Genomic DNA, 13,403 nt, shown 5'->3' on the forward strand with positions numbered 1-13,403 from the left:
CACCCCGACTCCAGCGTCGCGCCGTCTCGCCTGCGTTGCCGCTGGTCAACAGGGAGGGCGTATCAGCGGCACCAGCGACGGTAGGTCGTCGATAGCCGGGCGGTACTTGAACTGGGTGCGGCGAGGGTCAGCAGCGCCGTGCCGGTGCTCTCTGACGCCGTCGGCCATCTCGACAGGAACGTGCTCAGTCGAGCCACCGGTCGGGAGAACGCGCTCGGCGGGTGCATCATGCAGAGTCTCAGCTAGTTTCGTGACCAAACCGGCTGGCGTGCCGCGGAAAGCGCACTCGTACCGGTGCGGCCGTTTCGACGTCTTGTACGCACATTCACGTTCGAGGACAAATTCTTGTGCCGCCGCTGAAGGGTTGGAGCGTCCGTTCGCCGGCCGATGCGTAGGCCGCTTCGGTCGCGGCTTTCTGAGGCGCCCACCAGGATTCGTTGTCGCGGTACCAGTCGATGGTGGCGGCGAGTCCGCTGCGGAAGTCGGAGTAGCGGGGTGTCCAGCCGAGTTCGGTGCGCAGGCGGGTGCTGTCGATGGCGTAGCGCAGGTCGTGGCCGGGGCGGTCGGTGACGAAGTCGAAGTCGGCCTTGTCGTGGCCGCAGAGTTCGAGGATGGTCTCGACGACGGTGCGGTTGTCGACCTCGCCGTCGGCGCCGATGAGGTAGGTCTGGCCGAGGGCGCCCTTGTCGATGATGGTCCAGACGGCGGTGTTGTGGTCCTCGACGTGGATCCAGTCGCGGACGTTGAGTCCGGCGCCGTAGAGCTTGGGGCGGATGCCGGTGAGGACGCCGGTGATCTGGCGGGGGATGAACTTCTCGACGTGCTGGTAGGGCCCGTAGTTGTTGGAGCAGTTGGAGATGGTGGCGCGGACGCCGAAGGAGCGGGTCCAGGCGCGCACCAGCAGGTCGCTGGAGGCCTTGGTGGAGGAGTACGGCGAGGAGGGGTTGTAGGGGGTGTTCTCGGTGAACCGGGCGGGGTCGTCCAGTTCGAGGTCGCCGTAGACCTCGTCGGTGGAGATGTGGTGGTAGCGGACGTCGTGGGTGCGGACCGCTTGGAGGAGGGTGGTGGTGCCGATGATGTTGGTGTGCACGAACGGCCAGGGGTCGCCGAGGGAGTTGTCGTTGTGGGATTCGGCGGCGAAGTGGACGACGAGGTCGGTGTCGGCGACGAGGCGGTTCACGAGGGCGGTGTCGGTGATGTCGCCGTGGACGAAGGTGATGCGGTCGGCGACAGGCTGGAGGGAGGCCTTGTTGCCGGCGTAGGTGAGGGCGTCGAGGACGGTGATCTCGATGTCGGGGCGGGTGCGGGCGGTCAGGTGCACGAAGTTCGCGCCGATGAACCCGGCGCCGCCGGTCACGAGCATTCTCATGCGCCGAAGAGTACGTTCAACGCTTTCGAGTTTCGACTCGACTGAAATGTGTGACCGGCATCGCTCGAGACGCGCGATCTGCTGGCTTCTGAAACACTTCGTTCTCATGCGGGGAATCATTCTGGCCGGGGGAACCGGCTCACGGTTACATCCGATCACCGTCGGGGTGAGCAAGCAGTTAGTGCCTGTCTACGACAAGCCCATGATCTATTACCCCCTGACTACATTGATGCTGGCGGGCATCCGAGACATCCTCATCATCACGACGTCACACGATGCGGATCAGTTTCACCGTTTACTTGGTGACGGCTCACAATTTGGTGTTTCCATCACCTATACGGTTCAACATCAACCTAACGGCTTGGCTCGGGCGTTCGTATTAGGCGCGGAGCATGTCGGTTCCGAGCAGGTCGCGCTCGTACTGGGCGACAACATCTTCTATGGTCCCGGCCTGGGCTCCCAGTTGGCGCGCTTCGAGAACCTCGGTGGCGGTGCAGTCTTTGCGTACGAGGTGTCCGACCCGTCGGCCTACGGCGTCATCGAGTTCGACAGGGCGGGACGAGCAATTTCGCTGGAGGAGAAACCGGCCCACCCGCGGTCGAATTACGCGGTGCCGGGGCTCTACTTCTACGACAACGACGTCATTGCCATCGCCCGCGACCTGAAGCCGTCGGCGCGGGGTGAATACGAGATCACCGACGTCAATCGGCACTACCTGGAGGCCGGCACCCTCCAGGTCGAGGTGCTGCCGCGTGGTACCGCGTGGCTTGACACGGGTACTTTCGACTCCTTGTTGGACGCGTCGAACTTCGTACGCACCATCGAACAGCGCCAGGGACTGAAGGTGGGGGCGCCCGAAGAGGTGGCATGGCGCCGAGGTTGGATCACTGACGACGAACTGACTCAGCGGGCGACTCCGCTGGTCAAGTCGGGGTACGGCACGTACCTCCTGGAACTCATCGACAAGAAGGTGGGGTTGTATGAGTTTTCGTGAACTGCGCGTCCCCGGGGCGTTCGAATTCACTCCCCGCCAGTTCGGCGACGACCGCGGCGTGTTCTTCGAATGGCACAAGGACTCCGCCTTCACCGCCGCCGTCGGCCACCCCCTGGAACTGCTGCAGGCCAACTGCTCCGTCTCCGCCGCAGGCGTGCTTCGCGGGATCCACGTCACCGTCGACCCACCCGGGCAGGCCAAGTACGTCACCTGCACCCGCGGCGCGTTCCTCGACGTCGTGGTCGACCTCCGCAAGGACTCACCGACGTACGGCACCTGGGACTCGGTGCTCATCGACGACGTCGACCGCCGCGCGGTGTACCTGCCCGTCGGGCTCGGGCACGCGATCCTCTCCCTCGAGGACCACTCCACGGTGATGTACCTGTGCAGCCTCGAGTACACCCCCGGAGCGGACCGCGACATCCACCCGCTCGACCCCGACCTCGCCATCGACTGGCCCACCCACGGCCGCGACGGCACACCCCTGACCTACCAACTCTCCGACAAGGACGCCGCGGCACCCTCGTTCGCGGACTGGGCGTAGCCGCCCAGCACCTTCGTACAAAAGCTCATAAAAGTAGCCAGCACACGCTCAGCAAACCGACCGACTGCAACTTTCAAGTGACGGCACTGATGTGAAGATTCGTGCGCGGCACATCGAACCGATGGTTCGCATGTTGGTCGGAGCGGCATCTTGAGTTCATCACGCTGCGCTTTCGCTCTAATTCCGTGAATCGAGATTGACCAGATCGAGCCCGCCGAACCCGACTAAGGGTCGGGACTCGGCGGGTCGCCAGCGTCTTCTCGCACTTCTGCGTAATTTTGCAACTTCGTGACGACAGGTCTTTCAGCGGTTGAACAAAGACAAAATATGCTCAGCCTTGGACTTCCACTCCATGTCAACATTGATCGATTCCGGAATACGTTGTATACGATTGTAATTCGATGCTAGGTCCTGCAGATATGCGGCATGCTCTGACCTGTCGAGAACCTTCACGTGTTGGAGCCCTCGAGCCCCCGCTCCAGCAACGGGCGTAGTCAGTACCGGAAGGCCAGCCGCTCGATATTCGTAAGTCTTGATCACATCGCCTCCTACCTCGCCCTGCCCCACGTTGTGGGGTACCCAACCAATATCGAAGGTCTCCAGTAGGGATGGCATATCGTCGTAGTGCACATCTCCTGTCAGGGTGATATTAGCTGCCTTACGGCTCAAGTCTTTGTATGCCGAATCGAGAATCGGCCCTGCTACAACAAACTTCACACCTGGGAGGGCGCGAGCAGTCTCGACCACGAGTGCGTAGTCAACACGATTGCCAATCTTCCCAACGTACCCGACGGTTAGCGGACCTGAGGCGGAATGAGTTGGCGTGAACCGTGTCGAGTCGACGCCATTCAAAATCATCTCCGCGTCGGTACGCCCGAACCGATGAGCTAAAGATAGCGTTCCTTCCGCATTTGTTGTGACATGGTCTGCGCTGTCAAACAGAACTTTATAAGCATGCTCTGTCTCTTCCCTGATGCCCGCAAAAGCAAAATGGGTGGTCCAGTCGTCGAGTAGGTCCACGATTACTACTCTTCGCCCATTGAAAACGTCATTCTTGATATTGGATACTGCAACAAAAGGGTTCCAGATGATTGCTGGACTTTCGGGTGAGACAGAGTCCAAGGATCGATAAGAATTGGCCGACTTGACCCACCAATGCTGCCGATTGGAAAGCTTCGGCAACCTCCCCGAATAGGAAGGCTGCTCGAGCATGTTCGCGTGTATATCCGACAGGTGCTTTCTGCGCGAGTCGGCGAGTCGCGTAACGGAGGGCTCCGGCCGGGAATAAACGTTCACTGTGGATCGCTGACCGAGGATCTTTGAAAACCATTCTAATAAGTGGCCATCTCTAGTTCGAAAACCTTCCTCGATCATTTTTCTACTGCCATGCATCGGGAAGCCGGCGATCGAATCAAGCGGTTCTGTCATATTGCCCGTCCTATCGAATCGAGATTGTATTTTTCTCCGGTCGAACTCGTTGTGGTGAACGTCCTCTACGGAATAACGCAAAGAGTGTGAGCAACCAAGCCAAGTATGACACCGCAAGGACCGCAGCCACGGCAGATGATCCGCCCAAGCGGACCAGGGCAATATTGGCGAGAACCGAAACCGCGCTGATGAGAAGGGCTGTTATTGCCGCAACTTTGAGATACTGACTCCCGATCACGTACAGATATAGTGGTGACGATAACAGCATTATCGCGCCAGCCATTGACAGAAGGGAAGCGAGACCAAACCCCGTCGGATATTTACCAGAAGAAAGTAGACTAGAGCCAAAAGGCAACAAAGCAACCGACACCAAGCCTAAAGTAACCACCAAGGTTATCCATGGAATCAATTGTTGTCGGAACTCTCCGGACAGCGCTCGAGAAAGTTTCTTTGACACGTATGCTGTTTGTACCGAGCGGAACGCGCGATCGACAAGCGCGTAAGCGAGCGTGAACACTGCTAATTCATATGCGGTCACGCGTTCGTTCATTACCAGACGGCCATTGCTGCTTACCACCCAAAGCCCCACGTTCATCAGTCCAACCCATTCTATCGCATTCTGCTGACGAAGAAACGATGTAAGTTCCCATGATTTGAGAGGGTTGATCAAGCAGCACAGCAGGTTGCCAGAAATAATGCAGACCATGGTAATCGTCAGATCAAGACCGTCGAAGGCCAGTTCGAACGCCCACAGAAATAGAAGCGGCAATAACACTTTTAATGTGAGAAGTACGAGATACGACCAGAAATTCGAACGACCTAGGTCGAGCGACAATCTGGCCTCAGCTAAAACGAATGTGACAAGCGTTAGGGCTGATAGCAGTCCGAGGACGGGAGAACCCCAACTGACTATGCAGTAAATAAAACTAACAACAGACGAAAGTAGAATGAGCGATACGTCGCGAACCGTGAACATTATGCGTTGACCGTCCACAGCTGCGGACCGTGCCACGCGGGTCCCAATGCTGGTGCCAAGAACCGCGTTACCAATTGCCCACACCGCGGTGAGGGCTCCGTACTTCGCGTACTCGTCAGTTGGCAGAAACCGGGTTATCAACGCGATTTGACCGAGGGCGCATGTAACGGCAACGACTTGGGCAGCTAGCGTTGGCTGCAATACTTTCTTGAAAAGACTGCGTACTCTTCGCACAGCTACCTAATCTTCGAGTCACGCTGGTCGGCGTGATCCAGAAAGTCTTTCAGGATCGCTGCTGCCGCTGAATTCGACGAGGTCTCTTCGAATCGCGATCGGACGCGTTCGCCGCCTCTGGCGATTGCCTCGTCTATTCGACCCCGGACTTCGCTCACATCAGTATTATCCGGAAGATAAGTGACAGTGTCGCCTGCTATCTCGTAAATTGCTGAGGACTTAGATGTGACGACTGGTACTCCGGCACGCATTGCGTCGATCAGTTTTGCAGGAAGTTGAACATCCGCGCCCGACTCGGTGGACATAGGAATAAGGGCCACGTCTACACAGCCATATACGTGCATCAGATCTTCGTCGACGGAATGTTCGACGACTCGGCCGCTCGGCAGAGACGATGCAACTAGCCCGGAGTTTTCGAACACATGCATCTCCACGGCTTTATCGTACTGGATCAGTTCCCGGATCAGGCTCAGTCCTTTGTGGTCTCGGATCGTGCCGAAGGTCCCAACTTTAATGACCGCCAGCTCTGGCGCTGAGGCTCTCCGTCGCGGTTTCGGCTCAAGAGGACGAACATGCGGAATTCGCACCCGGGGCGTGAATGTATTGGGAAATACTTCCGCCAGAGAGTATGTCGAGAATGTAAACAACTGAGCGCGTTGTGCGATCATATTTTGACTCATTCGTATACGTCGAGGGTGTCCTTTTCTTAGGGCATTGAGTTTGAGCTTGTTCATGGTTCTGCGGTGGCGAAACATTTCCGCGAGCGCTGCATCGTCATCGTCTAGATCGAGAACAACAATTATTTGGGTGCAGTCGGCCAGGGCTCTCTTCATGATTTGCAATGACGGGCTGATCCCCTTGCTTATCCATAAAATTTTGCGGACGTCGGGCCGCTTTGATGTCCAAGATATGGTGCCGCTGCTTGAGACAAGATTAATGGAATGGCCAAATTTTGCTGCGGCAGGCCAAGTGGGACCGTCATCCACTGCCCAAACAGTAACTGGGCCGACCGACTGCGCGACTGTGGCCATAGCTAACGCACGACCCAATGCGTTCGATTTCGACGTATGGCTGAGTACGGCAAATTCGTATTTGGGAGTCATTCGTTCCTTTTCCATGCTCCGAGTGCCGGACCCAGGTAGTTGACTTTGGATTTGCCCCTGCTCGATTTAGCCGCGGCGTGCGCGTCTATCTTATAGAAACTCTATTGTTTCTTTCTGCGTCATTTTTCGGTTCGAGCCTCACCTGGGCTCGAACCAGAGCTTGGACGGCCTTCTGGTGAAACAGTGTCTTTGCTAACGGAAGGGGACAGAGTTGTGTTGTTCGCGAGCGCATGCAGTGCCCTCTGGTAGCTGCTGCATACTGACTCCCAGGTGTAGATCTCTGCGACCCGGCTTACCGCAGAACGGCTTAATTCCTGTTGCAGTTGTGAACTGGACATCATTTGATCGATCGCGATAAAAATCGCATCGCGATTGGGTTTCGCGAACACGCCAGAGTCGCCGAGGACCTCCCTGTTGAATACCGTGTCGCGGGCTACTGTCGCCGCGCCCAAGGCCATTGCTTGAACAAGTGCGGGATTCGTCCCACCAACGCTGTGTCCATGGAAGTAGACGCCACAGTTCTCCCAGAGTGAGAACAGCACCTCGTCGTCGCTGACATGGCCGAACCATCGAACTCTCGGGTTGCGCTCCGTGAGTGCCGTGAGTCGGTCTTCGAGCTCGCCGCCATACCCGGACGAACCGACGACAACAACGTCCCAGCGTTCACTCAGCTGCTCTGCGGCTTCGAGGAACTCCGCGACGGTGTTCTCAGGCACGAAGCGTGCCACCATCAAGATGTAGCCCCTGCGCTCGAGGCCGTCGACTACCGGCCGATCTTTGCCGAACGAGCCACCGTAGGGGATGAACTCACCGGTGCGGTTGAACTCCTCGCTCCACCTAGCGCCCAGCGCCTTCGAATCGAAGACGAGGTTGTCGGCGTGCCGCGCGGTTGCAGTCGCTCCAGCACGGAACAACTTCTTGGCCGCGTTGCCCCACTTGGCGCGCTCCCATTCGATGCCGTCCACGTTCACCAGTGTGGGGATGCCGCGAGCGCGAAGCAGGGGGAGCCAGAAGCCGTTGGCCACGTTCATGACGAGCGCCACGTCCGGTTTGGCGTAGGCACAGTGAGCGGTCGAGGTCAGACCGTAGGAGAGAGTACTCAACGACTTGGATTCGACGCCTACCGTGTCGATGGAGCGGATGCGAGAGTCGCCGTCCGCCTTACCGGCGTCGGCGGTACGGCCCCGGCCGTACACGGTGACGTCCCAGCCTTGATCCGCGAGGTACGGGGCGAGGCGACGGACCAACGTCTCGAAGCCCCCGTAATAACTCGGATAGCCACGAGTGCCAATGATATGCACAGATGGATTGGTCATGCATTCCCCACAATACTTGTGCGGTATTTCCACGCAGCGATTGTCAGCGGCGTGTGCGCGGTATGCGCGTCCCGATTGATCAGAGCCTACAACAGGCTGCAGTGCCCGTCTTGCTGGGGAAAGTGTCAGGATATGTGTCGAATATCGCAGTGAATGCCGGTGCCGCGCAGGATTTGTGGTCTGTCTGAATGATTGAGGTGATACTCCGGGCTGTGTGCAGTAACGACGCCGCGGAATCTATGGTTGCGCTCGCGCCCGCCTCCTATTGGACTCTCGGTTCAGATCTCAGCAACGCGCCGTGCGTCCATGTGTCCAATCCGTGTTCGTGCGTCGGCGTCATGGACTACCTGTTCGGGGGCTGTTTCTCTCGATAGCAAGGCGACACGGCATCGCCACGAATCGGGGGATCAGATGAAGCTCGCACGAACACTTGTCATCGCAGTAGCAGTCGGATCGTGCGCCGTCGTCGGTGCGGGGCCGGCAGCGGCATCCGAGGTGACCGATCCGGTGCAGCAAATCGCGGAGTCGTGGGAGTTCGCCGTCGACGAGTGTTCCTCCGGGATGCTCACCGGCGCCATGGGCGGTGCGAGTGTGGGCGGAATGCTCGGTGCCGGCGGGGGCCCTCTTGGCGTGGCTGTCGGTGCGGCTGTGGGGGGCTTGATAGGAGAAGTCGGCGGGGGAGAGACGTCCTGTGAGGAACGGGTGGTCACGGGACGAGCGGTGGCCGACCCCGATCAGGTCACTCGCGGACACAAGGGCACGGGTCGACGATGACCAGGCGACTCGACGCACGCACCGCGTCGGTACTCGCTGTCCTTCTTCTCTGTACGACGCTGGGACTTATGGTGGGCGGTGCTCCGGCTGTGCTGGTGTGGTGCGTCGCAGCCTCCACAGTGCTCTCGGCCACGTGGGCCATGGTCCCGCGCCGCTGAGCGACGCGGTATGTCCGGTTCTTGCGATCTACCGGCCGATCCATCACCATTCCACAGTGTCCGAAGCCTCCGCTGACCCCCGCATCACCGTCGTCGTACCCACGTACAACGAGCGCGAGAACCTTCCCAAGTTGGTCGGAATGCTCACCGACCTGCAGATGAAGAACCTCGGAGTCCTCGTGGTCGACGACGGATCGCCGGACGGGACGGGCGACGTGGCGGACGGACTCACCACCTCCGCCGCCATCCCGGTGAGTGTTCTGCATCGCACCACCAAGGACGGGCTGGGCCGCGCGTACGTCGCCGGCATCCTTCGTGCGCTGGAGGAGGGGGCGGACATCGTCGTACAGATGGACGCGGACCTCTCGCACCCGTGCGAAGCCATCCCGCGCATGGTGCAGCGCCTGCAGGAGTCGGACGCCGCCGTGGTGCTCGGATCGCGCTACGTGCCGGGCGGCGCCGTCGCCGAGGACTGGCCGTGGCACCGCAAGGCACTGTCGAAGTGGGCCAACCTCTACGTCAACGGCATTCTGCGTCTGAAGGTCAAGGACGCGACGGCCGGCTTCAAGGCCTGGCGCGCGTCGACGCTGCGCACCATCGACATCGCGTCCGTCGGCAGCAACGGCTACGCCTTCCAGGTGGAGATGAACTACCGCGTGATCAAGCACGGACTCCGCATCGCCGAGGTGCCCATCCGCTTCGAGGAACGCGTCGACGGCACCTCCAAGATGAGCCTCGCGGTACAGCTCGAGTCCGCCGCGGTTCCGTGGAAGCTGCTCCGCAGCGGGATCGGAAAGTAACAGACGCATTCCGCGTCCGGGACACCGCGCGTGGGACACTGGGTGTCGAGGCGCACAGTGCGTCCTGAGGAGGTTCGCTCGTGGATTCCATGCCCGACGACCCCACCCGCGACGACGATCGTCACGGTGCTTCGCGTGACGGCCTATCGTCGTTCACCGGCATCCGCCACGTCACCGAGACGTCGGTTCGGTTGACGGGTGTCGACGGTGCCGCGGTCGCGCTTCTCGGCACCTCGCACGATGTGCGTGAACTCGTCTTCGCCACCGACGCCCTCTCGCAGCAGCTCGACGAACTGCAGTTCACCGTCGGTGAAGGCCCGTGCATCGATGCGCACCGCTCCGCCGAGCCGGTTCGGGTGGGCGACATCCGCTCGCCCGTTTCCGCGGCCCGCTGGCCCATCTTCGGGCAGGGCGCGGCCACCCTGGGCGCTCGCGGGATGTACGCCTATCCGCTGCTGGGTGGGGCCTCGTCGTTCGGCGTCCTGGAGCTCTACCGCTCGACGCCCGTGGACCTGACCGACGTCGAGCACGACGCGGCCCGCATGTGCGCTGTCGCGATCGCGCGTACGGTGCTCGGGCACTACGTGAACCCGGACGACACCGACGACGCGGCGGCCACCCCGGAGGATGCTCTGGCATCGGAGGACGTCGCCGCCATCGAGGGCGCCGGCCCGTACAGCCGCGCCGACGTCTACGTGGCGGCGGGCATGATCGCGGTGCAACTGGCCGTGACCACCGATGTGGCGATGGACCGTCTGCGCGCGCACGCCTTCGCGCGGGGGCGCAGCGTCACCGAGGTCGCCGCCGACGTCGTGGCCCGTCGGATCAGCATGAGAGACGAACGAGACAACGGAGGTCCCCGGTGAACACGACGCCCACTCGGCTCGCCCTCGCCGACATCACCGCCACGCTGATCACTCGCTTCGACCTGCCAGCCCTCCTCGAGCGCATCGCGGGCACCGCACTCACCGGGTTCGACGCACACATCGCCGTCATCTCCCTGCTGGACGGCGATACCCTGCATACCGTGGCCACCGCCAGTGTCGGCAGTGCGGCCGCCGACGAGCGGCTCTTCACGTCCGGTCCCGTCCGCACCAGTGCCCGGGAAACGGCCGTGGCCATGATCGGCGACGCCTCAGAGGCGGGAAGCAGCCGGTGGGAGCAGTACCGCGCACTTGCCGAGGAGAGCGGCGTCGGCGCCGTACGGGCGTATCCGGTCGTCGCACTGGGCGTCGGACTCGGCGCCCTCGCCGTCTACACCGCCGAACCGTGGGGGACCCAGCGTCCGGACGAGCTGGGGCAGATGCTCGCCGACCTGACGGCGTTGGCCCTCACCACCGGAGCGTCGGAGATACGACGCGTCGACGCGTCGGCCGCCGTGCAGGCAGTACTCAGCGGCGCGGCCACCATCTCAGGGGCGACCGGTGTGTTGGCCGAATTCTTCGACGACTCCACGTCGGCGGCACGCACTCGGCTGTCCCGCCTGGCGCGGGCGCACGGCACCACGGACAGCGAGCACGCCGCCGCGATCATCGCCGCGCAGAACGTCGCGCCGGCGGACATCGGATCGTCGGAGCTGATCTACCTGCCGACGAGTCCGGTGCCGCCCCGGCGCTTCGACTCCTGACCTACTTCTTGGTGATGGCGGCGCTGACGGCGTCGGGTCCGTCGTAGCTGTCGTCGGGCATGGACGATAGTGCGTCGACCACGTCGTCGTCCGCGCCGTTGCTCTTCGCGAGATCGGCCAGGTCTTTCGGCGACGCCGGGTAGTCGGCGCCGGCCAGGTGCTTCTGCAGTTCGATCGGATTGACGGCCATGGGACGGTCCTCTCGTCGGTCGGGTGATGGCTCGCGTGCGAGCTACCCGAGGAGAGGGACGGCAAACCGTGCGGACGTCAGTCCGTGTAGACCACCACGGTGTTGCGGCCCGCGGCCTTGGCTCGATACATGGCGATGTCCGCGAGGTGCATTCCGTGGTTGATGGTCGACGCGATCGGGGCAGCCGTCATCCGAGTGGTGTCGAGACACGAGACCCCGATGCTCACCGTCACTGGGATGAGGTCGGACGTGTCGGACAGCGCGAGCCGGATCGATTCGGCGAGAGCGTGCAGTCCGGTCGACTGCGCGTCGAGCACCACGAGGAACTCCTCGCCGCCGCGTCGGGCGACCACTGCCCGGTCACCCAGGTGATCGCGCAGGCGCTGGGCGGCGAGCGCGAGCACCCCGTCGCCCGCGATGTGCCCGTGATGATCGTTGACCCACTTGAAGTGATCGAGGTCGACGAGCAGGAATCCCACCTGTGACCGTCCGCGGAGCTGCCGCTTCGCCTGCACCTCCAGGCCGCGCAGGTTGAGCAGTCCCGTCAGCGGATCGGTCCGCGCACTGTCGATCTGGCGCTCGAGGTGCCGGTGCAGAGACATCGAGGTGGTGCTCACGATGGACATGGTCGCGTTGACCGCCAGCCAGATGCTCGTCGCCGCGGCGATGGTGGCCATGGCGCCGATCGGTTGCTCGCGCAGGACCAGCGCTGTCATCCAGCCGATCACGACGGTGGTCAGCACCAGGTGCACCACCACGGTGGCGCGTCCGCCGAAGAAGGCGACGTACGAACTGATGACCGCGAACAGGGCGCACCCGGCGAGACCCAGAGCGTGACTGCTGCACAGCAGGAGGAAGGTCGACGTCCCCACGTCGGCGTAGACGGTGAAGGCCAGAGCGACGGCGCGCTGGGTGCGCGCCCGGCGCCACCAGGTGAACGACTTGCGAGCGGTGGCGACGATTGCCGCCACGGGAAGAGTGGACAGCAGAACGGCGATGGCAGCGATACGCGGGGCGCCGGCGGCCGGGCCGGCAGCGCTGAACATCGTCAGGATGCCGGGGAGGGCGAACGTCGGGATCAGCACAGCGATACGGCGACGCACGACGTCGGTCAAGGGTGCCCGGGACCGACCACGACTGCGGCCGCCGGAACCTGGGCGTATCACCTGTCGGACGGTATCAGCGTGGAACCTGCGTCGAGGGGTGGTTGCACGCTTCCGTCGGGCCCGATCCCTGTTTTGCGCACACGTAACAGGAGTGGAATCAGGAATTGTCGTTCTCGCGCGCAAGTCTTTCGATCAGCGGCCGGGTGCGATAGGGAATCGCTTCGCGCATCACGACGGAGACCGTCGTGCGTTCGACTCCGGGAACCGCAAGAATTAGCCCGGCCACGCGATATAGATCATCTGCGTCGGCGGCCGAGACGCCGATCTGCAGATCCGCTCCGCCCGAGACGCCGACCACCTCGGTCACCTCGGCAATGTCCCGCAGGCGATCGATGACCGCTTCGAGGCGGTGTTGGTCCGTCACTGCGCCCACGTACGCGCGGAGGGGATACCCCAGGTCCCGAGGGGAGACGAGCCGGTCCATCGGCGCGAGGGTATGTGAGTCGTCCCAACGAGAGAGTCTGGCCTGAACCGTGTTTCGCGCCAGTCCGAGAACCGAGGCGAGGTGGACTCCGGTGGCGCGAGGGATGTCGCAGAGCGCGAGCAACAGGCGAGCATCGGTGCGGTCGAGCTTGGTCACGTGGTGAACTGTGCCACACGGCGAGCGGAGCAGCCCGAAGTATGCAGTGCTCACGAACTTGATCGTGATTTCAAAAATCGGTGTTTCTCACATTTATCGCGTAAAAACCGGAGCGGGGCTTTCGCCCCGTTCCCGAGATGCCCG

14 protein-coding genes are annotated in these 13,403 nt (G+C 61.9%); 6 read left to right on the forward strand and 8 right to left on the reverse strand.

Annotated features, from left to right (window positions below; all coding sequences use genetic code 11):
- Positions 1 to 325: 325 nt before the first annotated feature.
- Complete coding sequence (rfbB, locus tag QRN16_RS13710; RefSeq protein WP_285187467.1) at positions 326 to 1,369, reverse strand: dTDP-glucose 4,6-dehydratase; 1,044 nt, start codon at positions 1,367 to 1,369, stop codon at positions 326 to 328.
- Between the two features lie 106 nt (positions 1,370 to 1,475).
- On the opposite strand from rfbB, the gene rfbA reads away from it, so the two are divergent.
- Positions 1,476 to 2,363, forward strand: a complete 888-nt coding sequence (gene rfbA / locus QRN16_RS13715; RefSeq protein WP_285187469.1) for a glucose-1-phosphate thymidylyltransferase RfbA — start codon at positions 1,476 to 1,478, stop codon at positions 2,361 to 2,363.
- The gene (locus QRN16_RS13720) at positions 2,350 to 2,907 is read left to right on the forward strand and encodes a dTDP-4-dehydrorhamnose 3,5-epimerase family protein (RefSeq protein ID WP_285187472.1); all 558 of its coding nucleotides are present in this window, start codon (positions 2,350 to 2,352) and stop codon (positions 2,905 to 2,907) included. The genes rfbA and QRN16_RS13720 overlap by 14 nt, the downstream gene beginning before the upstream one ends.
- 303 nt (positions 2,908 to 3,210) lie before the next feature.
- Here the strand turns inward: QRN16_RS13720 and QRN16_RS13725 are convergent, their stop codons facing one another.
- The 4 genes from QRN16_RS13725 to QRN16_RS13740 all read right to left on the reverse strand — a co-directional run bounded on the left by QRN16_RS13725 (position 3,211) and on the right by QRN16_RS13740 (position 7,964).
- The gene (locus QRN16_RS13725; protein WP_285187474.1) at positions 3,211 to 4,335 is read right to left on the reverse strand and encodes a glycosyltransferase; all 1,125 of its coding nucleotides are present in this window, start codon (positions 4,333 to 4,335) and stop codon (positions 3,211 to 3,213) included.
- 10 nt (positions 4,336 to 4,345) lie between these two features.
- A complete protein-coding gene (locus tag QRN16_RS13730) occupies positions 4,346 to 5,329 on the reverse strand; it encodes a hypothetical protein (protein WP_285187476.1) in 984 nt (327 codons plus the stop codon).
- A gap of 218 nt (positions 5,330 to 5,547) precedes the next feature.
- Complete coding sequence (locus QRN16_RS13735) at positions 5,548 to 6,648, reverse strand: glycosyltransferase (protein WP_285187477.1); 1,101 nt, start codon at positions 6,646 to 6,648, stop codon at positions 5,548 to 5,550.
- 119 nt (positions 6,649 to 6,767) lie between these two features.
- Positions 6,768 to 7,964: a glycosyltransferase gene (locus tag QRN16_RS13740; RefSeq protein WP_285187478.1), complete on the reverse strand. Its 1,197-nt coding sequence runs from the start codon at positions 7,962 to 7,964 to the stop codon at positions 6,768 to 6,770.
- Positions 7,965 to 8,375: 411 nt separating this feature from the next.
- On the opposite strand from QRN16_RS13740, the gene QRN16_RS13745 reads away from it, so the two are divergent.
- The 4 genes from QRN16_RS13745 to QRN16_RS13760 all read left to right on the forward strand — a co-directional run bounded on the left by QRN16_RS13745 (position 8,376) and on the right by QRN16_RS13760 (position 11,323).
- A complete protein-coding gene (locus QRN16_RS13745; protein ID WP_285187479.1) occupies positions 8,376 to 8,738 on the forward strand; it encodes a hypothetical protein in 363 nt (120 codons plus the stop codon).
- Positions 8,739 to 8,952: 214 nt separating this feature from the next.
- Entirely contained in the window at positions 8,953 to 9,696 is a 744-nt protein-coding gene (locus QRN16_RS13750; RefSeq protein WP_285187480.1) for a polyprenol monophosphomannose synthase, read from the forward strand.
- A gap of 89 nt (positions 9,697 to 9,785) precedes the next feature.
- Positions 9,786 to 10,562 carry a GAF and ANTAR domain-containing protein gene (locus QRN16_RS13755; RefSeq protein ID WP_350310213.1) on the forward strand — a complete coding sequence of 259 codons (777 nt, stop codon included), beginning with the start codon at positions 9,786 to 9,788 and terminating at the stop codon, positions 10,560 to 10,562.
- A complete protein-coding gene (locus tag QRN16_RS13760; RefSeq protein ID WP_285187484.1) occupies positions 10,559 to 11,323 on the forward strand; it encodes a GAF domain-containing protein in 765 nt (254 codons plus the stop codon). Before QRN16_RS13755 ends, QRN16_RS13760 begins: the two co-directional genes overlap by 4 nt.
- A gap of 1 nt (position 11,324) precedes the next feature.
- On the opposite strand, the gene QRN16_RS13765 is transcribed toward QRN16_RS13760, so the two are convergent.
- The 3 genes from QRN16_RS13765 to QRN16_RS13775 form a co-directional block, all read right to left on the reverse strand.
- Entirely contained in the window at positions 11,325 to 11,513 is a 189-nt protein-coding gene (locus QRN16_RS13765) for a DUF2795 domain-containing protein (protein WP_056443925.1), read from the reverse strand.
- A 77-nt stretch (positions 11,514 to 11,590) separates the two neighbouring features.
- Positions 11,591 to 12,628 carry a GGDEF domain-containing protein gene (locus tag QRN16_RS13770; RefSeq protein ID WP_056695889.1) on the reverse strand — a complete coding sequence of 346 codons (1,038 nt, stop codon included), beginning with the start codon at positions 12,626 to 12,628 and terminating at the stop codon, positions 11,591 to 11,593.
- Positions 12,629 to 12,776: 148 nt separating this feature from the next.
- The gene (locus QRN16_RS13775; protein WP_027506980.1) at positions 12,777 to 13,259 is read right to left on the reverse strand and encodes an Lrp/AsnC family transcriptional regulator; all 483 of its coding nucleotides are present in this window, start codon (positions 13,257 to 13,259) and stop codon (positions 12,777 to 12,779) included.
- Positions 13,260 to 13,403: the final 144 nt, after the last annotated feature.

Origin of the sequence: Rhodococcus sp. MEB041, from assembly GCF_030208955.1 — a bacterium.
GTDB lineage: Bacteria > Actinomycetota > Actinomycetes > Mycobacteriales > Mycobacteriaceae > Rhodococcoides.

What these genes read in the sequence shown, in the direction of transcription:
- QRN16_RS13765 (WP_056443925.1), bottom strand. Translation starts at nt 11,513, where the DNA reads ATGGCCGTCAATCCGATCGAACTGCAGAAGCACCTGGCCGGCGCCGAC.
- QRN16_RS13740 (WP_285187478.1), bottom strand. Translation starts at nt 7,964, where the DNA reads ATGACCAATCCATCTGTGCATATCATTGGCACTCGTGGCTATCCGAGT.
- QRN16_RS13735 (WP_285187477.1), bottom strand. Translation starts at nt 6,648, where the DNA reads ATGACTCCCAAATACGAATTTGCCGTACTCAGCCATACGTCGAAATCG.
- QRN16_RS13725 (WP_285187474.1), bottom strand. Translation starts at nt 4,335, where the DNA reads ATGACAGAACCGCTTGATTCGATCGCCGGCTTCCCGATGCATGGCAGT.
- rfbA (WP_285187469.1), top strand. Translation starts at nt 1,476, where the DNA reads ATGCGGGGAATCATTCTGGCCGGGGGAACCGGCTCACGGTTACATCCG.
- QRN16_RS13755 (WP_350310213.1), top strand. Translation starts at nt 9,786, where the DNA reads ATGCCCGACGACCCCACCCGCGACGACGATCGTCACGGTGCTTCGCGT.
- QRN16_RS13720 (WP_285187472.1), top strand. Translation starts at nt 2,350, where the DNA reads ATGAGTTTTCGTGAACTGCGCGTCCCCGGGGCGTTCGAATTCACTCCC.
- QRN16_RS13745 (WP_285187479.1), top strand. Translation starts at nt 8,376, where the DNA reads ATGAAGCTCGCACGAACACTTGTCATCGCAGTAGCAGTCGGATCGTGC.
- rfbB (WP_285187467.1), bottom strand. Translation starts at nt 1,369, where the DNA reads ATGAGAATGCTCGTGACCGGCGGCGCCGGGTTCATCGGCGCGAACTTC.